Annotated in this window: 19 protein-coding genes; 7 read left to right on the top strand and 12 right to left on the bottom strand. The window is 72.6% G+C overall.

All coding sequences use genetic code 11. The annotated features are described in order from the left end of the window. Window positions 1-210: 210 nt before the first annotated feature. The 8 genes from ACZ6R6_RS27995 to ACZ6R6_RS27960 all read right to left on the bottom strand — a co-directional run bounded on the left by ACZ6R6_RS27995 (window position 211) and on the right by ACZ6R6_RS27960 (window position 9,191). Complete coding sequence (locus ACZ6R6_RS27995) at window positions 211-2,124, bottom strand: helix-turn-helix domain-containing protein (RefSeq protein ID WP_470098177.1); 1,914 nt, start codon at window positions 2,122-2,124, stop codon at window positions 211-213. Between the two features lie 265 nt (window positions 2,125-2,389). Beyond that, window positions 2,390-3,136, bottom strand: coding sequence for a 3-hydroxybutyrate dehydrogenase (locus ACZ6R6_RS27990; RefSeq protein ID WP_470098175.1), 747 nt, complete (start codon window positions 3,134-3,136; stop codon window positions 2,390-2,392). 99 nt (window positions 3,137-3,235) lie between these two features. Further along, complete coding sequence (locus ACZ6R6_RS27985; protein ID WP_470098173.1) at window positions 3,236-3,805, bottom strand: GyrI-like domain-containing protein; 570 nt, start codon at window positions 3,803-3,805, stop codon at window positions 3,236-3,238. A 52-nt stretch (window positions 3,806-3,857) separates the two neighbouring features. Further along, entirely contained in the window at window positions 3,858-4,244 is a 387-nt protein-coding gene (locus tag ACZ6R6_RS27980) for a tautomerase family protein (RefSeq protein ID WP_470098171.1), read from the bottom strand. 26 nt (window positions 4,245-4,270) lie between these two features. After that, entirely contained in the window at window positions 4,271-5,662 is a 1,392-nt protein-coding gene (locus tag ACZ6R6_RS27975) for a class II fumarate hydratase (RefSeq protein ID WP_470098169.1), read from the bottom strand. Between the two features lie 35 nt (window positions 5,663-5,697). Then, window positions 5,698-7,344, bottom strand: a complete 1,647-nt coding sequence (locus tag ACZ6R6_RS27970) for a serine/threonine-protein kinase (protein ID WP_470098167.1) — start codon at window positions 7,342-7,344, stop codon at window positions 5,698-5,700. Between the two features lie 35 nt (window positions 7,345-7,379). Next, window positions 7,380-8,513, bottom strand: coding sequence for a serine/threonine-protein kinase (locus tag ACZ6R6_RS27965; RefSeq protein WP_470098165.1), 1,134 nt, complete (start codon window positions 8,511-8,513; stop codon window positions 7,380-7,382). 69 nt (window positions 8,514-8,582) lie between these two features. Beyond that, window positions 8,583-9,191 (bottom strand): superoxide dismutase, encoded by a 609-nt coding sequence (locus ACZ6R6_RS27960; protein ID WP_470098163.1) that lies wholly within the window; start codon window positions 9,189-9,191, stop codon window positions 8,583-8,585. A gap of 199 nt (window positions 9,192-9,390) precedes the next feature. On the opposite strand from ACZ6R6_RS27960, the gene ACZ6R6_RS27955 reads away from it, so the two are divergent. Beyond that, a complete protein-coding gene (locus tag ACZ6R6_RS27955) occupies window positions 9,391-9,861 on the top strand; it encodes a GNAT family N-acetyltransferase (RefSeq protein ID WP_470098161.1) in 471 nt (156 codons plus the stop codon). Window positions 9,862-10,024: 163 nt separating this feature from the next. Here ACZ6R6_RS27955 and ACZ6R6_RS27950 read toward each other — a convergent pair whose 3' ends face one another. From ACZ6R6_RS27950 to ACZ6R6_RS27935, 4 genes are all read right to left on the bottom strand, one after another. Beyond that, on the bottom strand, window positions 10,025-12,094 hold the full coding sequence (locus ACZ6R6_RS27950; RefSeq protein WP_470098159.1) for a protein kinase domain-containing protein: 2,070 nt from the start codon (window positions 12,092-12,094) through the stop codon (window positions 10,025-10,027). Between the two features lie 147 nt (window positions 12,095-12,241). Further along, window positions 12,242-12,658: a TIGR03668 family PPOX class F420-dependent oxidoreductase gene (locus ACZ6R6_RS27945; RefSeq protein WP_470098157.1), complete on the bottom strand. Its 417-nt coding sequence runs from the start codon at window positions 12,656-12,658 to the stop codon at window positions 12,242-12,244. Between the two features lie 115 nt (window positions 12,659-12,773). Further along, window positions 12,774-14,426 carry a fumarate hydratase gene (locus tag ACZ6R6_RS27940; protein ID WP_451933719.1) on the bottom strand — a complete coding sequence of 551 codons (1,653 nt, stop codon included), beginning with the start codon at window positions 14,424-14,426 and terminating at the stop codon, window positions 12,774-12,776. A gap of 367 nt (window positions 14,427-14,793) precedes the next feature. Beyond that, the gene (locus tag ACZ6R6_RS27935; protein WP_470098155.1) at window positions 14,794-15,789 is read right to left on the bottom strand and encodes a DMT family transporter; all 996 of its coding nucleotides are present in this window, start codon (window positions 15,787-15,789) and stop codon (window positions 14,794-14,796) included. A 67-nt stretch (window positions 15,790-15,856) separates the two neighbouring features. On the opposite strand from ACZ6R6_RS27935, the gene pdxR reads away from it, so the two are divergent. From pdxR to ACZ6R6_RS27905, 6 genes are all read left to right on the top strand, one after another. Beyond that, the gene (pdxR, locus tag ACZ6R6_RS27930) at window positions 15,857-17,299 is read left to right on the top strand and encodes a MocR-like pyridoxine biosynthesis transcription factor PdxR (RefSeq protein ID WP_470098153.1); all 1,443 of its coding nucleotides are present in this window, start codon (window positions 15,857-15,859) and stop codon (window positions 17,297-17,299) included. A 173-nt stretch (window positions 17,300-17,472) separates the two neighbouring features. Next, entirely contained in the window at window positions 17,473-18,450 is a 978-nt protein-coding gene (locus ACZ6R6_RS27925; protein WP_470098151.1) for a Gfo/Idh/MocA family protein, read from the top strand. After that, window positions 18,447-19,325 (top strand): TIM barrel protein, encoded by an 879-nt coding sequence (locus tag ACZ6R6_RS27920; protein WP_470098149.1) that lies wholly within the window; start codon window positions 18,447-18,449, stop codon window positions 19,323-19,325. Before ACZ6R6_RS27925 ends, ACZ6R6_RS27920 begins: the two co-directional genes overlap by 4 nt. Further along, window positions 19,322-19,741, top strand: coding sequence for a PfkB family carbohydrate kinase (locus tag ACZ6R6_RS27915; RefSeq protein ID WP_470098147.1), 420 nt, complete (start codon window positions 19,322-19,324; stop codon window positions 19,739-19,741). The genes ACZ6R6_RS27920 and ACZ6R6_RS27915 overlap by 4 nt, the downstream gene beginning before the upstream one ends. A 68-nt stretch (window positions 19,742-19,809) precedes the next feature. Continuing rightward, window positions 19,810-20,691 carry a class I fructose-bisphosphate aldolase gene (locus tag ACZ6R6_RS27910; protein WP_470098394.1) on the top strand — a complete coding sequence of 294 codons (882 nt, stop codon included), beginning with the start codon at window positions 19,810-19,812 and terminating at the stop codon, window positions 20,689-20,691. A 67-nt stretch (window positions 20,692-20,758) separates the two neighbouring features. Continuing rightward, window positions 20,759-21,234: 5-deoxy-glucuronate isomerase (locus ACZ6R6_RS27905; RefSeq protein ID WP_470098145.1), on the top strand; the 476-nt coding region annotated here is incomplete at its 3' end.

The following is a 21,234-nucleotide window of genomic DNA, read 5'->3' as shown; positions in this document are numbered from 1 at the left end:
GGCTGGTCTATGTGGATGCCCGCGGTCGCCCCATGGAGGGCCGGGAGGAGACCGGGGACGGACGCGGCCAGCGGGTGGCCGGTCGCCGGCCCGGCACGGCAGGGCACGGTACGGCGGGCCCGCGGCACGGCAGGGCACGGTACGGCGGGCCCGCGGCACGGCAGGGTGCTGCGGAGGCGGGGCCGGGAAGGCGGGGCGGGAGGGCCGGCTTCAGTTGCTGAGGCGGTGGAGACGGAGGGCGAGCTGGATCTCCAGGGCGCGCTCCGGGTCCTGCCAGTCGGCGCCGAGGAGCTGGGCGATCCTGTCCAGGCGCTGGGTGACGGTGTTGACGTGGATGTGCAGGGCCTCGGCCGTACGGGACAGTGAGCCGCCGGTGCCGAAGTAGGCGGTGAGGGTGCGGATCAGGGCGGTGCCCCGGCGGGCGTCGTAGTCGATCACCGAGCCGAGCGCCGAGCCGAGGAACGCCTCGATGTCGCGGCCGTCGCCGACGAGCAGCCCGACGAAGCCCAGCTCGGTGGCGCTCGCGCCCTCCCCGGCCCGGCCCAGGGCCAGCAGGGCGTCGGCGCAGCGCTGCGCCTCGCGGTGGGCGGCGGCCACCTCGGCGGGACCGCGCACCGGGCCCGAGGCGCCCGCGGTGGCGGGATGGCCCAGAGACCCGCTGAGCTCGGCCGCCACCCGTTTGGCGAGGTGGCCGGGCCGGTCGCCGGGCAGGAGCAGCACCACCTCGTCCCCGCGCAGGGCCGCCAGACCGTGGTTCAGCGTGGCCTGGGAGGAGGCCCAGAAGGCGGCGCGCTCGCGCCGTCCGCCGTGGCGGACCACCACCACCACGTGGTCGGCGTCCAGATCCACCCCGACCCGCCGGGCCCGCTGGCCCAGCCCCTCCAGGGCGGGGCGGGAGATCAGGTCGTCGAGCAGCTCGCCCCTGACCCGGCCCTCCGCCTCGGCCACCGTACGCCGGAACAGCAGGAGCAGCGCGGTGACCAGCGCGGCCCGTTCGAGGATGCGCTGGTCGGTGTCGGCCACCTGGCCGTCGGCCCGCAGCACGAGCGTGCACAGCGGCTCGCCCCCCACGTCCACCGACGCGACCAGCAGGTTGCCCCGCTTGACGGTACGGCCCAGCGCCCGGGACGACTGCGCGGCGTCCGCGATCATGGCGGCGGTCGTCTCGGAGCCCTGGCGCGTGCGCGCCGGACCGCCCTCCTGCGCCGGCACGCCCGCCGCCAGCTCGCCCGGGTCCCCGGTGATCGGCCGTCCCGCGTCGTCCAGCACGACCAGCGAGCCGCCGAGCACCTCGGTGACCACGGCGGCGACGTCCCCGATCCCGCCGCCGCGCAGCACCAGCCCCGTCATCCGGTCATGCGCGAGCGCGGCCCGCTCCACGGCCTCGCTGTGCGCGTTGACCTGCTGGTTGGCCTCGCTGAGCTCCTCCAGGGCGTTCCTGGTCTCCTGCAGCAGCCGGGCGTTGTCGATCGCCACCGCCGCGTGCGCGGCCAGCGAGCCCAGCAGCACCACCTCGTCCTGGGTGAACGGCCGCACGCTCCGGTTGGCCGCGAACAGCACCCCGATGACCCGCGCGCCGAGCTTGAGCGGCACGCCCAGGATGGCGACCAGGCCCTCCTCGTGCACCGCGTCGTCGATGTGGAACTTGTGCCGGAACCGCTCGTCGGCGAAGTAGTCGGCCGTCGCATAGGGTGTCGCGGTCTGCGCCACCAGCCCGCCGAGGCCGGCGCCCATGGCCAGCCGGAGCGCACGGAACTTGGCCGAGACCGAGCCGTCCGTCACCCGCATCCAGGTGTCGCCCCGCTCGGGGTCGTGCAGCGTCATGTAGGCGGCGTCGGTGCCCAGGAGCTGCCTGGCCCGGTGCACGATGGCCTCCAGCACCGCGTCGAGGTCCCGCAGCCCCGCCAGGTCGCCGGCGGTGTCGAACAGCGCCGACAGCTCGGCCTCGCGTTTGGCCCTGCGCCGCAGCAGCGCCCGTACCTTCAGCGCGGCGAGCTTGGCCTCCTCCAGCTCGGCCAGCGTCGCCGCGTCCGCCCCACCGGCCCGGGCGGCCAGGATGGGCCCCTCGAACTCGACCGCCGACGCCTCCCTGGCCAGCATTTCGAGAAAGACCCGTGCACTCATGTCTTCCATTCTGATTGCGACGCTGCGCGTCGCGGCTCGGGTGCTGATAACCGGTGGCTTCCCTCGTCGCTCGTCCGCTGTGTTGTTCGCGACGCTGTGCGTCGCGGCTCGGGTGCTGGTAACCGGTGGCTTCCCTCGTCGCTCGTCCGCTGCGCTCCCTCGCTCCTCAGTCCAGCCACCGGCGCACCCTCGCGGGCTCCCTCGCTCCTCGGTCCAGCTCACCGGCGCACCCTCGCGGGCTCATCGCGACGCTGCGCGTCGGGGGTCAGCGGGCGGTCCAGCCGCCGTCCACGGGGAGGGAGGTCCCCGTGATGAACGAGCCGTGGGGGCCGCACAGGTAGGCGACCAGCTCGGCGACCTCCTCCGGTTCGATCAGCCGTTTGACCGCCGCGGGGGCCAGCATGATCTGCTCGACGACCTCGTCCCTGCCGATGCCGTGGGACTCGGCCTGGGCGTCGACCTGGTTCTCCACCAGCGGGGTGCGGACGTAGGCGGGGCTCACGCAGTTGGAGGTCACGCCGTGCGGGGCGCCTTCCAGGGCGATGACCTTCGACAGTCCCTCAAGCGCGTGCTTAGCAGTGACATATGCAGATTTGTACGGCGAGGCGCGGAGGCCGTGGACCGAGGAGATGTTGACGATCCGTCCCCAGCCTCGCCCGTACATTCCCGGCAGGACCGACCGGACCAGCAGGAACGGCGCCTCGACCATGACTTTGAGGATCTTCGAGAAGACCTCCGGCGGGAAGTCCTCGAGCGGCGCCACGTGCTGGAATCCGGCGTTGTTCACCACGATGTCCACGTCGCCGGGGAGCGCGTCCACGAAGTCGGGCGCCGACAGGTCCGCGACCACCGGCGTCCCGGAGATCTCGGCGGCCACCTCCGCCGTGGTCTCGGCGTCCATGTCGACCACCACCACATGCGCTCCGGCGGCGGCCAGCCGCTGCGCGCAGGCGCGCCCGATCCCGCTGCCCGCCCCGGTCACCACGGCTCGCCGCCCCGCTAGGTCACTCATGCTGCCGAATCTAGGCAATCAGTCGAATCCCGGCCCATGTCGGCAGCCACCATAGTCATGCCGCCACCTATGTGTGCCGTACGGACCTGTCCGGGGCCGTCACCCGGAGGCGACGGGATAGCGGATGATGGTCCGCATCTTCTCCGGTGCCGTACGGCCCGGCACGGACAGGTAGATCTCCTGGTGTCTCCCGGCGACGGTCAGCCCCTGGTCGGCGACGAACTTCAGCAACGTCTCGACGGTCGCCGGCTCCTCGCTGTAGGGACCCGTGTGCAGGATCTGGGCCGCCCTGCCTCCGGGGGCGGTGGCGAGCCGTACCCCGCCGATCTCCGCGCCGGGCTTCTTCCTCCGGACGGCGCTCACCGCCCGCGCCACCGCCTCGGGGGTGACCTGCTCCGGCTGGGGGATGCACATGGTCCACCGCATGGACGCGCGGTCGTCGGGGGTGCCCTCCCACAGCCCTTCGAGGGGGGCGACCGAGTAGGTCAGCACCGGCTTGAGCTCCGCGCGGACCGCGTAGGCGACGCCGTACAGGCCCTCGACGACGGCCCTGTAGTGGTCGCCGGACGGGTCTCCCGAGCCGTCCGCCATGAGACAGGGGAGCGGGGGGACGTCCAGGAGCGCCGGCGCGGCCTTGGCCGTGTAGAGGCCGGGGTGGGTCTTCTTCATGGGGCCAGACTGGGCTCTCCCTCCGTGGGAGAGTCCAGCCGGCCTGTCGCGGTCAGACCGTGACCGGGTAGGTGAGCGCCAGCTCGTCGCCGGGGACCCCACGGATGCCCCAGTTGACCTGCGGCGACTCAATGATCACGATTTCCAGGTCCGCCGCCGGGAGGTCGAGCTCCTCCTGGGCCCGGGCGAACAGGGCGCGGATCAGGTCGCGCTTGGCCTCGTCCGACCGGCCCTGGAAGCAGACGATCTCCACGATCAGATACCGCTCGCCACGCTGCGGGCAGATCAGGTCCTCGGCGTCCAGCAGCAGGAACCGGTGGAACCTCTTGTCCTCCGGGAGCCGCCACACCTCGGTGAGGCAGCCGTGCACGGTGTCCGATATCTCCTGACGCCGGCCGGACCAGACGTCGCGGCGACCGTAGAACTTGATCTGAGTCATGGGGCCAGTCTCCCAGGGCTGTTGATCTACGACGGCGGCCGGGTCATGGACAGCACGTCCAGGAGGGCGTCGAGCTGCTCCTCGGTGAGGGTGCCCCTGGCGACGTGGCCGCGCTCGATGACGACCTCGCGGATGGTCTTGCGCTCCGTCAGGGCCTGCTTGGCTATCTTGGCGGCCTCCTCGTAGCCGACGTGCCGGTTGAGCGGCGTGACGATCGACGGGGACGACTCGGCGTACTCGCGCAGGCGGTCGGTGTTGGCCGTGATGCCGTGGACGCAGCGGTCGGCCAGCAGCCGGGAGGCGTTGGCCAGCAGCCGGATCGACTCCAGCACGTTGCGGGCGATGACCGGCAGCATCACGTTGAGCTCGAAATTGCCCGAGGCCCCGGAGAAGGCGATGGCCGTGTCGTTCCCGATGACCTGCGCGGCGACCATGCACACCGCCTCGGGGATCACCGGGTTGACCTTGCCCGGCATGATCGACGAACCGGGCTGGAGGTCGGGCAGGTTGATCTCGCCGAGTCCGGCGCGCGGGCCCGAGCCCATCCAGCGGAGGTCATTGGCGATCTTGTTGAGCGAGACCGCGACCGTGCGGAGCTGGCCGGAGAGCTCCACGACGGCGTCCCGGGCGCCCTGGGCCTCGAAGTGGTCGGGGGCCTCGGAGAAGGGGAGACCGGTGGCCTCACGGAGCTTCTCGATGACCTGCGAGGCGAAGCCGGGCGGAGTGTTGACGCCGGTGCCGACGGCCGTGCCGCCCAGCGGGAGCTGGGCGAGATGGGGGATCGCGCCGCGCACCCGGGCGATGGCGTTGTCGATCTGGGTGGCGTAGCCGCCGAACTCCTGGCCGAGCGTGACCGGGGTGGCGTCCATCAGGTGGGTCCTGCCGGCCTTGACCACCTGGTCGAACTCCAGCGACTTCTCCCGCAGCGCGGTGGCCAGGTGCCGCAGGGACGGGATGAGGTGGTAGGTCACCTCGGTCGTGGCGGCGACGTGGATGGAGGTGGGGAAGACGTCGTTGGAGGACTGCGAGGCGTTGACGTGGTCGTTGGGATGGACCGGGCGGCCCAGCCGCTCCTCGGCGAGAGTGGCGATCACCTCGTTGGCGTTCATGTTGGAGGAGGTGCCGGAGCCGGTCTGGAAGAGGTCGATGGGGAACTCGCCGTCCCACTCGTTCTCCGCGACGTCGGTGGCGGCCTCGGCGATGGCCTGGGCCAGCTCCTTGTCCAGCACCCCCAGTCCGGCGTTGACCTCGGCGGCGATCGCCTTGATCAGACCCAGCGCGGCGATGTGCGGGCTCTCCAGCCCGCGCCCGGATATGGGGAAGTTCTCCACCGCTCGCTGGGTCTGCGCCCGCCACTTCGCGTCCGCCGGGACGCGTACGTCACCCATCGAGTCGTGCTCGATCCGATACTCGCTCATGGGTCCAGTCTGCGTCGTACGGGATAAAGCGGGATTCAGCTCAGGGTCGCCGCCGCCAGGATCACGATCAGCACCAGGGCGAGGGCCGCGACCCCCATGAGGACGATCAGACCGACCCGGGTCCTGGGCGGCGTGGTCGTCTGCTCTCCCTTGCCGCCCTGTCCCGCGATCGCGAACAGGTCGGTCCCCAGCCCCTGATACCGCGGGTCCCCCCGCCTGGGCTCCTCCGGTCCCGCCTGGTGCGGGTGGCCGCCGGGCGCGCCCGGTCCGGGCTGCTGCCAGGGGCCCGGCGGCACGGGGCCCCCGTGACCGGGCGGCCGCCCGGTGTCCGTCGGCTGGTCGTCCGGGGCGGTTCCCGGCCGCGGTCCCATGGGGGATCCCGGTCCCCAGGCCACCGGCGTGCCCGGTGCGGCCGGACCACGCCCGCCCGCGACCGGCGTGCCCGGTGCGGCCGGGCCGTGACCTCCCGCGGCCGGCGTGCCCCGCTGGGGCGGGCCGGACGGCCCCGGCCCGCCCGGGGCCGGCGTTCCGGGCCCGGCCGGCGCGCCGCCCGGCCGGCGGTCCGCCGGGAGACCCACCGCCGGGGTGTCCTGGGGAGAGGCCGGAGCGGGCGGCGGTCCGGCGGCGGCCGGGGACGGGTGGCCGGTGGGCAGGCGCAGGCCCCCCTTGGGGCGGACGACCAGCATGGTGCGGTCGGCGTCGTACTCCTCGTCCGCCGGAGCCGGAACGGGGGCCGCCGGAGCCGTGGGGGCCGCCGGGGCGGGAGGGCGCGCCGGCGCGACCGGGGCCGCGGGGGTGACGGGCACGGCGGGCGCCGCCTGCGCCGTCGGCCTGACGGGTGCGGGCCCCGCCGAGGTCGAGGGGGTCTCGGCCACGGCCCGGAGCGCCGCCGCCGCCTGGGCGGAGGTCAGCCGCGCCGTGTGGTCCCGCTCCAGGAGCTGCTCCAGCACGGGGCGGAGCGGCCCGGCCTGGGTCGGCGGGTCGGCCCGGTCGGTCATCAGCGCGGCGAGGGTCTCGGCCACCGAGGACCGCTCGTAGGCCGGCCGGCCCTCCACCGCGAAGTAGAGCGTGGCACCCAGCGACCAGAGGTCCGACTCGGGGCCGGTGTGCTCCCCGCGGGCCCGTTCGGGCGCCGTGTAGCCGGGGGAGCCGATCACCATGCCGGTCCTGGTGAGGTTGGTGTCGCCCTCTGCCTTGGCGATGCCGAAGTCGGTGAGCACCACCCGGCCGCTCTCGGTGATCAGCACGTTGCCGGGCTTGACGTCGCGGTGGAGCACCCCCTGGGCGTGGGCGGCGCGCAGCGCCCCGAGAAGGTCCACCCCGATCTCGGCGACCAGCCGGGGCGGCAGCGGACCCTCCTCCTCGATCACCTGCTCAAGGGAGCGCGCCTGCACGAGCTCCATGATGATCCACGGGCTGCCGTCCTCGATGATCGCGTCATGGACGGTGGCCACGGAGGGATGGCTGATGCGGGCAGCCGTGCGGCCCTCGCGGATCATCCGCTCTCGAAGTTCGGCGCGCTGTGCCTCGCTGAGCCCGGACTCCTGGCGGATCTCCTTGATCGCGACCTCGCGGCCCAGGGAACGGTCGTAGGCACGCCAAACCGTGCCCATGGTCCCCCGGCCGAGCGGTGCGATCAGCTCGTAGCGGTCAGCGAGCACGCGCGTCTGCTGTTCCGGCATGAGAAGAAGATAGCGATTCTTGCTTGAAGAACGCTTTATCCGCGCTTACGGAGTTCCCTGGGCCACAGAAGTCGTGGGAGCACCAACCGGATGAAAGGTGTCATGAAGCGGATGAACGGGCGCTGAACAGGGGGGCGCTCCACCGGCTTGCGGTGCACCCCCTCGGCCGGGCGCCGGTGCCCGCGGGGCTGCGGGACCGGGGTCGGCACGGGCAGCGGGGCCGGGATCGGCGCGGAGCCCACCCGGTGCGTCCCGCGGTGCTGCGGGCGGCGGTTGAACGGCGGGACCGTGATCGTCGCGGTGCTCCGGACGGGCTTGCTCGCGGTCCGGGCGATCGGCTCCTCGGCGGTGCCGCCGGCCGCCACCCGGGCGAGCATCAGCGAGGCCCGCACCGCGTCGAGCCGGGCATTCGGATCGATCTTGAGCAGGCCCTGCAGCACCGGGGTCAGCGGTCCGGCCTTCTCCATCGGGATGGGCTCGCCGCTGGTGAGGGCGGCCAGCGCGGCGGCGGCCGTACGGCGCCCGTGCAGGCCGCGGCCCTCGACGGCGGTGTAGAGGGTCGCGCCGAGCGACCACAGGTCGGCGGAGGGGTGGGCCTTGGCGCCCAGCACGCGCTCGGGAGCGATGTATCCGGCCGAGCCGAGCACGATGCCCGCCTGGGTGATCGACACGTCGCCTTCGAGCGCGGCCAGCCCGAAGTCGGTGAGCACCGCCCGGTCGTCGGTCACCAGGACGTTGCTGGGCTTGACGTCGCGGTGCAGGATCCCCTTGGCGTGCACGGCCCGCAGCGCGCCCAGGACCTGCCGCCCGATCTCCGCCACCTGGCGCGGTGGCAGCGGGCCCCGGTCCTGGAGGAGCTGCTCCAGGGATCGGGCCCGGAGCAGCTCCATCACGATCCAGGGACGCTCGTCCTCGGTGACGACGTCGAAGACGGTGATCACCGAGGGATGGGCGACCATCGCGGTCGCCCGCCCCTCACGTTCGGTCCTGGCGCACAGCTCCGCACGCAGCTCCTCGTCGAGGACGAGGGGTAGCCGCACCTCCTTGACGGCCACCTCGCGGCCGAGCAGCTCGTCGTGCGCTCGCCAGACGGTGCCCATGCCGCCGCGCCCGACCGGCTCCGACAGCCGGTAGCGCGCTGCAAGAAGGTATCCGGACGGCGCACGCATGTGGGGCAGCTTACCGATTTGCGTAATGCGACCAGTAGAGACCGGGCCGAATCTTCTTGCGTTCTTCGGTCAGATTTTCGTGCTCGTAACTGTTGAGAAACGCTCGGTGACGTCCGTCCAGTTGACGAGGCCCCACAGCTTCTCGACGTAGTCGGGGCGCACGTTGCGGTACTGCAGGTAGTAGGCGTGCTCCCAGGCGTCGAAGACCAGCAGCGGGGTGGTGTTCATGCCGACGTTGCCGTGGTGGTCGTAGACCTGCTCGACGACCAGGCGGCGCGAGAGCGGCTCCCAGGCCAGGATGCCCCAGCCGGAGCCCTGGACGCCCGCCGTGGCGGTGGTGAGCTGCTTCTGGAAGGCCTCGAAGGAGCCGAAGTGCTCGTCGATCGCCGCGGCCAGCTCGCCGTCGGGGCGGTCGCCGCCGTCGGGGGAGAGGTTCTGCCAGAAGATCGAGTGCAGCACGTGCCCGGACAGGTTGAAGGCGAAGGTCTTCTCCAGCCCGACCAGGCCGCCGAATTCACCCTTGTCGCGGGCCTCGGCCAGCCGCTCCAGCGTGTCGTTGGCCCCCTTGACGTAGGCGGCGTGGTGCTTGGAGTGGTGCAGCTCCAGGATCTCGCCGGTGATCGCGGGCTCCAGCGCCGCGTAGTCGTAGGGCATGTCCGGAAGGGTGTACTCGCCCATGGGGTCTTACCTCCTCGTTGATCAATGCTCCTCCGGACACTATTGCAACTTGCTTGCATCTGCATCAGTCCTGCGACCTAGGTCCTGTCGCTATTGCGAATAAGTCGCATCTACATCATCATGGCAAGTGTCAGTTTGGTCCGATGGGGGTCTCGTGCTTGCAGGGCTGACCTTTGACGTAGCGCCGGCCACCGCAGCCTTGAGGTCGGTCTACGCGGCGGCGTTCGCACCGCCGCCGTGGTGCGAGACCCCCGGCCAGATCGACGCCTTCGCCGAACGGCTGGCCGCCCACGTCCGGACACCCGGATTCCACTGCGACGTCGCCTATCTGGACGGTGAGCCCGCCGGGTTCACCTACGGCTTCCCGACCCCGGATCCCTGGCCGGAGGACCGCCTCTACCTCCCCATCGCCGACGCGGTCGGCGACCTGTCGGTCCTGGCCTCCCGCTTCGAGATCCACGAGGTCGCGGTCGACCCCCGCTGCGCCGGCCGCGGCGTCGGCGCCGCCCTGGTCCGGCGCATCGCCGCCGCCGCGGGCCGGTCCTGGCTGGTCACCTCGCCCCGGGCCGCCGCCGCCGTCCGCCTCTACGAACGTCTGGGCTGGCGCTGCCTGCGCGAGTTCACCGCCCGCGGCGAGACCTTCCGGGTCTACCTCTCGCCCGGCGCCTGAGCCTCCGTACGGCACGCCCGGCGCCTCGGCCTCTCCTGGGGGGCGCCGGATGTCCGTGGCCGCCACGCGGCCCGCACGGCCCGCCTGGCGCCTCGCCCCCCGCACGGCCCGCCGGATGTCCGGGGCTCCGTACGGCACGCGGCCGCGGCCCCGTGCGCCGTCACTACTTCTTGTCCGCCAGCAGCGAGTAGCGCACCTCGTCCCCCACCTGGGCGGCGACCAGGCGGGTGAGCCGGTAGCCCTCGCGCCGGAGCTGCTTCAGACGGGCCACGTGCCGCTGGGCGGTCAGTCCGCTGTAGCAGGACCAGGTGCCCTGCTGCTGCTTCCACACCGCCGTATACGTCCCATCGGGGGCGATCGTGACATCCGGCCGGAAATGGTCGCGGGCCTGCCGGTCGAACTCGGTCTGGAACCGCTTGCCCGTCTGCCCGAAGGTGAGGTGCCAGTCGGTGCCCTCGGTGTTCTCCACCCAGGTCGCCGTGTAGCGGGGGTCGCCGGCGGTGCCGTAGGCGGTGATCCACAAGGGGATGTACCCCTTGTGCACCGCCTCGGAGTTGCGGGTGCGGAGCTGGGCGCCGGTCAGCCCGAAGTAGGCCAGATGGCCGACCGGGCGCTTCTCCATGACGAGCGCGAAAACCGTCGCCGGGCCGGTTCCGTGCGCGGCCGTGACCGTCTCCACGTAGCCCTTCGCGATCCATTTATCCCAGAACGCCTGGTACTCGCCCCCCGTCAGACCGTGCGCGGTCACGTACGCGACGCCCGGAGTCTTGTGCCACAGCGCCGTGTAGCCCCGGCCGGTGATGGAGATCGACAGCGGGCGGAAGCCCGCCGCCTTCAGGCGTGCGGCCCGCCGGCCGTGCTCGGCGGCGCCGACGTCGTAGTAGGCGCGCACGTCGCCGTCCCACACCGCCGGCGGCGAGCCGGTGACCGGCTTGCCCTCCCCGAGAGGGTCCGCCGATCCGCCGCCGCCTTCGTCCTCGGCGGGCTCCTGCCCGGGCTTCCCGCTGTCGTCCTTTCCGGCGGGGTCCTGTTCGGGTTTCCCGTCGCCGTCCTTGCCGGTCGGGTCCTGTTCCGGTTTCCCGTCGCCGTCCTTCCCGGGCTTCCCGTCGCCGTTCCCTCCGGCCGGGTCCTGCTCCGGTCTCCCGGCGCCGTCCTTCCCGGCGCCGTCCTTTCCGGCGGGGTCCTGCGCCGGACCCTCGCCGCCCGGCTCCGGCTGCCGGACCCGCTCGACGGGGCCGGACCCCGCCCCCTGCGCCGCCGTCCCGCCGCCCGGCCCCAGCTCCGCCTGCCGTACGGCCAGCACCACCCCGGTGGCGGCGGCCAGCGTGAGCACCGCGCTCCCGGCGGCCAGCAGGACGCGCGTCCGGCGCCGCCGGACGGCCGCGTCGGTGACGTCCATGGTGTTGAGCTGCGAGGGCGGCATGGAGGAGCCGCCGACCAGCCGCACCATCAGGTCCACCGAGCTGGGGCGGTCGGCGGGCTGTTTGGCGAGGGCCGCGGCCACGACGGGCCGGATCTGCTCGGAGAGCGCCGTGAGGTCCGGCTGCTCGGTGAGGATGCGGCGCATGATCGCCGGGATCTCGGCTCCCCCGAAGGCGTGCCTGCCCGTCGCGGCGAACGCGATGACGGCGCCCCACGCGAACACGTCGGCCGCGGACCCCACCCGCTCGCCGTTGAAGACCTCCGGCGCCATGTAGAGGGGCGTGCCCAGCATCTGGCCCGAGGTGGTCATGGTGATGCCGGGCAGCCGGGCGATGCCGAAATCGATCAGGCGCGGCCCGTCGGGCCCCATGAGGACGTTGTCCGGCTTGACGTCACGGTGGACGATGCCCACCTGGTGGATCGCGGCCAGCGCCGAGGCGAGCCCCGTCGCCAATCGGTGTACGGCGTCCTGGTGCAGCGGGCCGCCGGCCGTCACGAGCTCACCCAGGCTGGGGCCCTCGATGTATTCGCTGACGATGTACGGCTGCCTGCCCTCGAGGTCGGCCTCGACGATCCGGGCCGTGAACGCCGGGGCGGTGCGCCGGGCCGTCTCCAACTCGCGGGCGAAGCGCTCCCGAAGCTCGCCGTCGGCCCAGTTGGGCAGGTGAGGTACTTTCACCGCGAACCGCCGGCCGGCCTCGTCCGCGCCCAGGAACACCACGCCCTGGCCACCGCTGCCCAACCGGCCCGTCAAGCGGAACCGGCCGATCTGGGTGGGGTCGCCCGGCTGCAGTGGCTGTGTCTGCCTCATGGGTGCAGATATACCGGAAAGATCAATTAAAGGACAGCATGATCATAGTTCTGTGATCTGTCCGGCCGGCGCGCGGTATCCGCCGTCCCGGTCACTCGGGAGCCCTCCCCGGCGCGGCCTGATCGGCGGGGACCCGCCCGGCGGAGGCTACGGGCACGCGTATGACCAGCCCGTCCAGGACTGCACCTCGACGAGGACCACCGGACCCCGCGGCGGGCGGTCACGGTAGGGCGGATAGCGCTCCGCCAGCCGTGCCAGGGCCCGTTCCCGGGCCGGGCCCTCTCCGGTGATCCGCGCCCTGCCGTCGGCGCGGACCCACCACAGCCGTGACCAGTCGTCGTCGTAGTGGTCCACCAGCAGGCACACCCGGTCGTTGGCCGCGATGTTGCGCAGGCGGCGCAGGTCCGTCGTCCGCTTGGGCTTGTGGTCGACCGCGAAGGCGACCGTGTCGCCGTCCAGGTCGAAGGTGACCGGCACCAGGTGAGGCGTGCCGTGGGCGTCGGCCGTGGCCAGCCGGGCGACCCGGGCCGCCTGGAACCTCGCGCGCGCCTGCGCCTCGTCCATCCAGCCATTCAACCAATGGGACGGAACCGCCCGTCGCTCGGCCGGACCGCAGACGGCCAAGGCCCGGCTCGCGGGGAGCCGGGCCTTGCGTGATCGGGTGTCGGGTGTCAGGGGGTCAGCGGCGGCCGATGGACAGGACGGGGCCGGTGGAGTCGGTGAAGAAGTCCTCGCCCTTGTCGTCGACGACGATGAAGGCGGGGAAGTCCTCGACCTCGATCTTCCAGACGGCCTCCATCCCGAGCTCGGGATACTCCAGGACCTCGACCTTCTTGATGCAGTCCTGGGCGAGACGGGCGGCGGGGCCGCCGATGGAGCCGAGGTAGAAGCCGCCGTGGGCCTTGCAGGCGTCGGTGACCTGCTTGGAGCGGTTGCCCTTGGCCAGCATGATCATGGAGCCGCCCGCGGCCTGGAAGCGCTCGACGTAGGAGTCCATGCGGCCGGCGGTGGTGGGGCCGAAGGAGCCGGAGGCGTAGCCCTCGGGGGTCTTGGCGGGCCCGGCGTAGTAGACCGCGTGGTCCTTGAGGTATTGCGGCATCTCGCCGCCGTCGTCGAGGAGCTCGCCGATCTTGGCGTGGGCGATGTCGCGGGCGACGACCAGGGGGCCGGTCAGGGACAGGCGGGTCTTGACCGGGTATTTGGTGAGCTCGGCGAGGATCTCCGGCATCGGCCGGTTGAGGTCGATGTTCACGACGTCGTCCGACAGGTGCTCGTCGGTGGTCTCCGGCAGGAACTGCGCCGGGTCGGTCTCCAACTGCTCCAGGAAGATCCCCTCAGGCGTGATCTTGGCCAGGGCCTGGCGGTCGGCGCTGCAGGAGACCGCGATGGCGACCGGGCAGGAGGCGCCGTGCCGGGGCAGGCGGATGACGCGGACGTCGTGGCAGAAATACTTGCCGCCGAACTGGGCTCCGATGCCGAGCTTCTGGGTGAGCTCGAAGACCTTGGCCTCCAGCTCGGTGTCGCGGAAGCCGTGGCCGCTGGGGGAGCCCTCGGTGGGGATGGAGTCCAGGTAGCGGGCGCTGGCGTATTTCGCCGTCTTCAGGGCGTATTCGGCGGAGGTGCCGCCGACGACGATCGCCAGGTGGTACGGCGGGCAGGCGGCGGTGCCGAGCGAACGGATCTTCTCCTCCAGGAACTGGAGCATCCGCTTCTCGTTGAGGACCGCCTTGGTCTCCTGGTACAGGAAGGACTTGTTGGCGCTGCCGCCGCCCTTGGCCATGAACAGCAGCTTGTACTCGTCGGCGTGGCCGTGCGGGTCCTCGGCGTAGAGCTCGATCTGCGCGGGGAGGTTGGAGCCGGTGTTCTTCTCCTCCCACATGGTGATCGGGGCCATCTGGGAGTAGCGCAGGTTCAGCTTGGTGTAGGCGTCGTAGACGCCGCGCGAGATGTGCTCGGCGTCGGCGCCGTCGGTGAGCACGTGGCGGCCGCGCTTGCCCATCACGATCGCGGTGCCGGTGTCCTGGCACATCGGGAGCACGCCGCCGGCCGAGATCGAGGCGTTCTTCAGCAGGTCGAGGGCGACGAAGCGGTCGTTCCCGCTGGACTCGGGGTCATCGATGATCTTGCGGAGCTGGGCGAGATGGGACGACCGGAGATAGTGGGAGATGTCGTGGATCGCCGTCTCGGTCAGCAGCCGGAGCGCCTCGGGGTCGACCTCCAGGAACCTGCGGCCCGCGGCCTCGACCACGCGCACCCCCTCGGCGCTGATCAGACGGTATCGCGTCTCATCCGGTCCCATGGGGAGCAGGTCGGTGTAGTCGAACTCGGGCATCGTCTTCGATCCTCCGTGCCGGGGGCCTTCGGTCCTCCTAGAGGGTACGGCCTCCCGATCGCGCTCGGCCGCCGTGGTGGGGGCGGGGAGCGCGTCCTCCCTCATCCCATGGTCGATGGAGTGATATGGGCTGGAAAAAGAGTATTTGGGGGAAGTATTAGCCACCTATGGCGTCCACCGTCCCTACATGTCCGAAGACACAGAGGAAGCTGGAAAGGGACCGGGTTAATCGGTCAGGACGGAGCGGAGGGCATCGTGGACAGTGTTGACACCATCATGAGCAGCAATATCGTCATGATCGCGATCATCGCGGTTGTCGTGATCGTCGGGCTGACCGTCTCGTTGATCGTCCTGACGCTCAGGAACATCAGGGAGATCGACGGGCAGACTCCCCAGTGGCCGGTGAGCTGGCCGGAGCCGCCGGTGAAGTTGCCCCAGCAGCAGGTGGACGTCCCCCAGCAGCGGGCGAGCCTTCCGCAGTCGGAGACGAATCGCCCGCGCTGAGGCCGATGACGATCCCGGCGATCACCAGGGCGGCCCCCAGCAGGTCGGGCACGGAGGGCGCGCCCAGGCCGAGGGCCACGCCGGTGACGATGGCGCCGACCGGGATCAGCCCGGCGAACAGCCCCGCGGTCCCCGCGCCGAGCCGCGGGAGCGCGTCGTACCAGAGGAAGAACGCCACGGCGGTCACGATCAGCGACTGGTAGCCCAGACCCAGGGCCTCGGGGAGAGTGGGCGTGCGCAGCATCGCGCCGCCGTCCGCGAGCAGGCCGGCGACGGCCAGCAGCGGCACGGCCAGCGCCGCCGAGTAGGCCGAGACGCGGACCGCCCCCAGCTTGGGCAGCAGCGGGATGGCCAGCAGCGAGAAGCAGATCTCGCAGAACAGCGCCCCCAGCGACCACATCAGTCCCGGCAGGTCACCGTTGCCCAGCCCGGTGGCCAGCGTCGCGCCGGCCACCACCACCGTCGCCGCTCCGACGACCCGCGGCGAGGGACGGCCGTCGAGCAGGGCGAGCACCAGCGGAACGGTGCCGAGCACGGTGCCGACCAGGGCGGGGCCGCCGTGCCGGGTGGCCTCGATCACGCAGACATTGAAGATCACCAGCCCGAACAGCGACAGCGCGACCAGCAGCGCGCCCTCGCGGGGCGTGAGCCGTACGGCCCGCAGGCCCATGGCCCGGGTGACGGCGAGCAGGACGGCGGCGGCGAGCAGGTAGCGGAGAGCCTGGCCGCCGTAGACCGGATAGTCCTGGATAACGCCGGAGACCCCGGCCAGGGTGCCGACCAGGAACATCGCCCCCGCCGCCTGCCCCAGGCCACGCCCCCGCGTCGCGGGGACGGCTGTGATGACATCTGCGCTCATGTCGGCCATGCTAGGAGGCAAATGGCTCCCGAAACGGGTCCAATCAACCGCTGAAAACGAGGACCAATTGGCCGATCTGCATCTGACCGTCGACCGGGCGGCAGGCGGGATCGCCGGGCAGATCGCCGGTGAGCTGCGGCAGGCCGTACGGCAGGGCAGACTCCCGGCGGGAGAGCGGCTGCCGGCCAGCCGTGAGCTGGCCAAGGACCTGGGGCTGTCGCGGGGCGTGGTCGTGGAGGCGTACGAGCAGCTCGTCGCGGAAGGGTTCCTGGTCTCGCGGGTCGGTGCGGGCACCAGCGTGGCCCCGGCGGCGAGCCGGCCCCCGGCGGAGGCCGCCCGCACCCCCCTGGCCGCCGGCAAGCCGTACTACGGGAACCGTTCCACCTCCCCCGACCTGAGCTCCTTCCCCCGCGAGCGGTGGCTCGCCGCCATCAGGCGCGCCCTCACCACCCTGTCCGCCGACGCGCTCGACTACGGCGACCCCGGCGGCATCCCCGGCCTGCGCGAGGAGCTGGCCGGCTACCTGAGGAGGGTCCGGGCGGCCGACGTCGGCCCGGACAACCTGGTGATCGTCGGTGGGGTGGCCCAGGGGTTGAGCCTGACGCTCCAGGCGCTCACCGGGCAGTCCCCGGAGGGCCGGGCCACCCACGACCTGAACTGGTTCGTCGACCGGATCGTCCATCCCGCGCCGCTCCCCGGCCGGATCCGGCTGGCCGTCGAAGACCCCACCAGCCTGCGCCAGCTGCCGCTGCTCCGCGCGGCGGGGGCCGACCTGGTCGCGGTCCCGGTGGACGGCGAGGGCGTCGACGTCACGGCCCTGGCCGCGACCGGGGCGCGGGCGGTGCTGCTCACCCCCGCCCACCAGTACCCCACCGGGGTGGTGCTCTCCCCCCGGCGCCGCGCCGCGCTGATCGAGTGGGCCACCGGGACCGGCGCGATGATCCTTGAGGACGACTACGACGCGGAGTTCCGGTTCGACCGCGACCCGGTGGGCTGCCTGCAGGGCCTCGCCCCCGGCCGCGTGGTCATGGCCGGGAGCGTGAGCAAGTCCCTCGCCCCGGGGCTCCGGCTGGGCTGGGTGGCGGCCCCGCCCGAGATCGCCGAGTCGGTCCGGCTGGCCCGCGGCGAGCTGGACCTGGGCTCGCCGGTCCTGGAGCAGTACGCGCTGGCCGACCTCATCCGGACCGGCGGCTACGACCGGCACCTGCGGAGGATGCGCCGGGAGTACCGGGCCCGGCGCGACGCCTTCGTGCGGGCGCTGGCCGACCACCTGCCCGAGATCACGGTGCGCGGCGTCTCCGCAGGGCTGCACCTGTTCGCCGAGCTGCCCGGCGGCTGGGACGAGCACTCGGCCGCCGAGACGGCCCAGGCGTGCGGCCTCGCCGCCGAGCCGGCGGGCCCGATGCGCCACGCCCCCGGACCGCCCGCCCTGGTCATGGGCTTCGCCCGCCTCCCCGTCCACCACGCCGACCAGACCATCCGCGCCTTCGCGGCCGGCCTGACCCGTTGACCGCGACGCCTGTTTGTCCGCGACGCTGTGCGTCGCGGGCTCCCTCGCTCCTCGGTCCGGCCACCGGCGCACCATTGTGGGGTAGATGGTCTGCATGTCCTGACAAATCCTTGACGAGTTCCGATGCCTTCGCTTAGAACTGGAGGTCAGCCGCTATCTCCTTCGGAGGCATCATGCGTGTTGGTCTGCTAGGTCTAGGCCGGATCGGGGCATTCCACGCCGCGACGCTGGCGGCGCATCCCTGGGTCGACGAACTGGTGGTGGCCGACGCGGACGCCGCGCGGGCGGACGAGATAGCCGCCAGGCTGGGCGCCGGGGTGGGAGACGCCTTCGACGCGGACGCGGTGGTGATCGCGACCCCGACGGCCAGCCACGCGGAGCTGCTGCTGCGGGCCTGCGAGCTGGGGGTGCCGGCCTTCTGCGAGAAGCCGGTCGCGACCGGGGTGGAGGACACGCTCCGGGTCCTCAAGGCGGCCGGGCAGAGCGGGACGGTCGTGCACATCGGGTTCCAGCGGCGCTTCGACGCCGGTTACGCCGCGGCTCGGGCGGCGCTGCGCGGTGGCGGGCTGGGCACGTTGCACCGGGTGCACCTGATCACCGCCGATCCCCGGCCGCCCGCGGCCGGTTACGTCCCCGCCTCCGGTGGGATCTTCCGTGACTGTCACATCCACGACTTCGACATCCTGCGCTGGGTCACCGGCCGTGAGGTGGACACCGTCTACGCCACCGGTGCCAACCGGGGCGCGGCCTTCTTCGCCGAGGCCGGCGACGTCGACAACAGCGCCGCCCTGCTCACCCTGGACGACGGCACGCTGGTGACGGTGCAGGGGTCCCGCTACAACGGCGCCGGATACGACGTGCGGATGGAGCTGGCGGGCACGTCGGGGACCCAGGTGGCCGGTCTGGACCCGCGTGTGCCGCTGACCAGCGCCGAGGGGCTGCAGCCGCCGGGCGAGCCGTGGCCGGACTTCGCCGTCAGGTTCGAGGCCGCCTACGTCGCGGAGATGAGCGCGTTCCTGGCCGCGGCGCGGGGCGAGCACGAGAGTCCCTGCACGGTCGATGACGCCCTGGCCGCGCTCTACATCGCCGAGGCCGCCGAGCTCTCCAGGCGCGAGGGGCGTCCGGTCCGGATGGCGGAGGTGGTCATTTGAAGACGGCCGGTGCACCCATTTCCTGGGGCGTCTGCGAGGTCCCCGGATGGGGCCGTCAGCTCGACCGTTCCCAGGTGCTCGCCGAGATGCGCGACCTGGGCCTGACGGCCACCGAACTCGGGCCGCAGGGGTTCCTGCCGCCCTCGCCGTCGCGCTGCCGTTCCCTGCTCGCCGGGTACGGCCTGCGGGCGGTCGGCGGCTTCGTCCCCGTGGTGCTGCACGACCCCCACCACGACCCGCTCCCAAAGGTCCGGGCCGCCATGCGGGCTTTCCGGGACGGCGAGGTGGAGGCGGTCGTGCTGGCCGCCGCCACCGGAGGGGAGAGCTACGACGCCAAGCCCGCCCTGACGGCGGGCGGCTGGAAGACCCTGCTGGCCAACCTGGGCCGGATCCTCAAGAACGCCAAGGAGTTCGGCCGGACGGTCACCCTGCATCCGCATGTCGGGACCATGGTCGAGACCAAGGACGAGGTGGAGCGGGTGCTCGACGGCAGTGGGGTCGCGCTCTGCCTGGACACCGGTCATCTGCTGATCGGCGGCACCGACCCGATGGACCTCGTCGGTGCGGCTCCCGAGCGGATCGCGCACGTCCACCTCAAGGACGTCGACGCCGGCCTGGCCGGGCGGGTCCGGGCGGGCGGGCTGTCCTACACCGAGGCGGTGCGGGCGGGGATCTACCGTCCGCTCGGTCAGGGGGATGTGGACGTCGCCGGGATCGTGGCGGGGCTGGGCGCGGCCGGATACTCCGGCTGGTACGTCCTGGAGCAGGACGTCGTGCTCGGCCCCGGTGACGGCGCCGCGCCCGTGGAGAACGTCCGTGCGAGCCTGGCCTACCTGCGGGGGCTGGCCGGTGGGCGGGACGAGGGGTCGGCGTGATCGAGGTTCTGACCATGGGGCGGGTGGGGGTGGACGTCTACCCGCTGCAGGTGGGGGTGGGGGTGCGGGAGCCGTTGGCGGCGGGGCGGGTGTTGCTGGAGGCGGGGGTGGAGCTGGCGGTGATCAAGCGGGGGTCGGCCGGGGTGGTGGGGATGACGCGGGCGCAGACGGTGGAGGTGGCGCCGGTGCCGGTGGAGGTGGTCAACGGGTTGGGGGCCGGGGACGCTTTCGGCGGGGCGTTGTGTCATGGGTTGTTGGAGGGGTGGCCGTTGGAGCGGACGCTGCGTTTCGCCAACGCGGCGGGGGCGATCGTGGCCGGGCGGTTGGCCTGCGCGCCCGCCATGCCCACCCTCGACGAGGTGCGAGAGGTGCTCGGCCCGGGGTGGGCGGGTCCGGCGCGGGGGAGCGGGCGTTGAGTGAGACAGGCCCGGAGCCGGCGGGCGCCCGGCCGGATGCGCCGGAGCCGGCGGGCGCCGTGCCGGGCGTGAGCGCGGAGGGCTACCGGGAGCTGCGCGAGACCCGCGCGCGCTCTCCCTGGCGGGTGGCCGAGGCGGCGGCGGCCCGGCGGCGGCGGGGCCTGCTGGAGGACCGCGACCGGCTTCTGATCATCGCGGCCGACCACACGGCGCGGGGCATGCTCGACGTCGCCGGCCGTCCGATGGCCATGGCCAGCCGCGTCGAGCTGCTGGCGCGGCTCATGACCGCCCTGGCCCGGCCGGGGGTCGACGGCCTGCTGGCCACCCCCGACATCGTGGAGGACCTGCTGCTGCTCGGCGCGCTGGAGGGCAAGCTCGTCATCGGCTCGATGAACCGGGGCGGCCTGCAGGGCGCGGCGTTCGAGTTCGACGACCGCTTCACCGCCTACGACACCGCCTCGATCGTCCGGATGGGCCTGGACGGCGGCAAGATGCTCTGCCGGATCGGCCTGGACGACCCCGCCACCGCCGCCACCCTGGAGTCCTGCGCCGGGGCGATCACCGAGCTGGCCTCGCACGGCCTGGTCGCGATGGTCGAGCCGTTCTGGTCGCGCAGGGTCGGCGGCGCGGTCAGGCACGACCTGTCCCCGGAGGGGATGATCCACGCCATCAACGTCGGCCAGGGGCTCGGCGCGACCTCCGCGCACACGTGGCTGAAGATCCCGGTGGTCGACGACATGGAGCGGGTGATGCAGGCCACGACGCTGCCGACCCTGCTGCTCGGCGGCGATCCCGGAGACACTCCCCAGCACGCCTACGCCGCCTGGCGCGAAGCTCTCGGGCTCCCCGGGGTGCGGGGGCTTGTGGTGGGCCGCGCGTTGCTGTACCCCTCCGATGACGACGTGGCCGCGGCCGTCGACACCGCCGTGGCGATGCTGGAGGTGGCATGAGCGAGCGATCGGGCAGGCACAGCGCCGGAACGTCACGTCCCGGCGGGCGGCGAGAGGAGGCGAGGGCATGACTCTGATCCCCGCAGGCAGCGCGGCGCTGTCCCCGTGGGCGCTGCTGATCACTCCGGAGTCGGCCGGATGGACCTACACCGGGCTCCGCCTGCTCTGCCTGTCCGGCGAGAGCGTGGAGTTCACCACCGGTGAGGAGGAGATGCTGGTCCTGCCGCTGTCGGGCTCGTGCGAGGTCGAGTGCGACGGCGTGCGGCTCGCGCTCCACGGCCGGACCTCGGTCTTCGAGGCGGTCAGCGATTTCGTCTACCTGCCGGTCGGCTCCACCGTCCGGATCACCGGCCAGGGCCGCTTCGCCTTCCCCGCGGCGCGGGCGACCCGGCGTTTCCCGGTCCGCTACGGCCCGGCGCGCGAGGTGCCGGTCGAGGTGCGCGGCGCGGGCCAGGCCAGCCGCCAGGTCAACAACTTCTGCGCCCCCGACGCCTTCGACTGCGACAAGCTGATGGCGGTCGAGGTGCTCACCCCCGGCGGCAA

It is taken from the genome of Streptosporangium sp. NPDC048886 (assembly GCF_055586905.1).
Note: the sequence above shows the minus strand (reverse complement) of the source record. Positions and strands in the feature narration are given on the sequence as shown.

What these genes read in the sequence shown, in the direction of transcription:
- ACZ6R6_RS27995 (WP_470098177.1), bottom strand. Translation starts at nt 2,124, where the DNA reads ATGAGTGCACGGGTCTTTCTCGAAATGCTGGCCAGGGAGGCGTCGGCG.
- ACZ6R6_RS27990 (WP_470098175.1), bottom strand. Translation starts at nt 3,136, where the DNA reads ATGAGTGACCTAGCGGGGCGGCGAGCCGTGGTGACCGGGGCGGGCAGC.
- ACZ6R6_RS27985 (WP_470098173.1), bottom strand. Translation starts at nt 3,805, where the DNA reads ATGAAGAAGACCCACCCCGGCCTCTACACGGCCAAGGCCGCGCCGGCG.
- ACZ6R6_RS27980 (WP_470098171.1), bottom strand. Translation starts at nt 4,244, where the DNA reads ATGACTCAGATCAAGTTCTACGGTCGCCGCGACGTCTGGTCCGGCCGG.
- ACZ6R6_RS27975 (WP_470098169.1), bottom strand. Translation starts at nt 5,662, where the DNA reads ATGAGCGAGTATCGGATCGAGCACGACTCGATGGGTGACGTACGCGTC.
- ACZ6R6_RS27970 (WP_470098167.1), bottom strand. Translation starts at nt 7,344, where the DNA reads ATGCCGGAACAGCAGACGCGCGTGCTCGCTGACCGCTACGAGCTGATC.
- ACZ6R6_RS27965 (WP_470098165.1), bottom strand. Translation starts at nt 8,513, where the DNA reads ATGCGTGCGCCGTCCGGATACCTTCTTGCAGCGCGCTACCGGCTGTCG.
- ACZ6R6_RS27960 (WP_470098163.1), bottom strand. Translation starts at nt 9,191, where the DNA reads ATGGGCGAGTACACCCTTCCGGACATGCCCTACGACTACGCGGCGCTG.
- ACZ6R6_RS27950 (WP_470098159.1), bottom strand. Translation starts at nt 12,094, where the DNA reads ATGAGGCAGACACAGCCACTGCAGCCGGGCGACCCCACCCAGATCGGC.
- ACZ6R6_RS27945 (WP_470098157.1), bottom strand. Translation starts at nt 12,658, where the DNA reads ATGGACGAGGCGCAGGCGCGCGCGAGGTTCCAGGCGGCCCGGGTCGCC.
- ACZ6R6_RS27940 (WP_451933719.1), bottom strand. Translation starts at nt 14,426, where the DNA reads ATGCCCGAGTTCGACTACACCGACCTGCTCCCCATGGGACCGGATGAG.
- ACZ6R6_RS27935 (WP_470098155.1), bottom strand. Translation starts at nt 15,789, where the DNA reads ATGAGCGCAGATGTCATCACAGCCGTCCCCGCGACGCGGGGGCGTGGC.
- ACZ6R6_RS27925 (WP_470098151.1), top strand. Translation starts at nt 17,473, where the DNA reads ATGCGTGTTGGTCTGCTAGGTCTAGGCCGGATCGGGGCATTCCACGCC.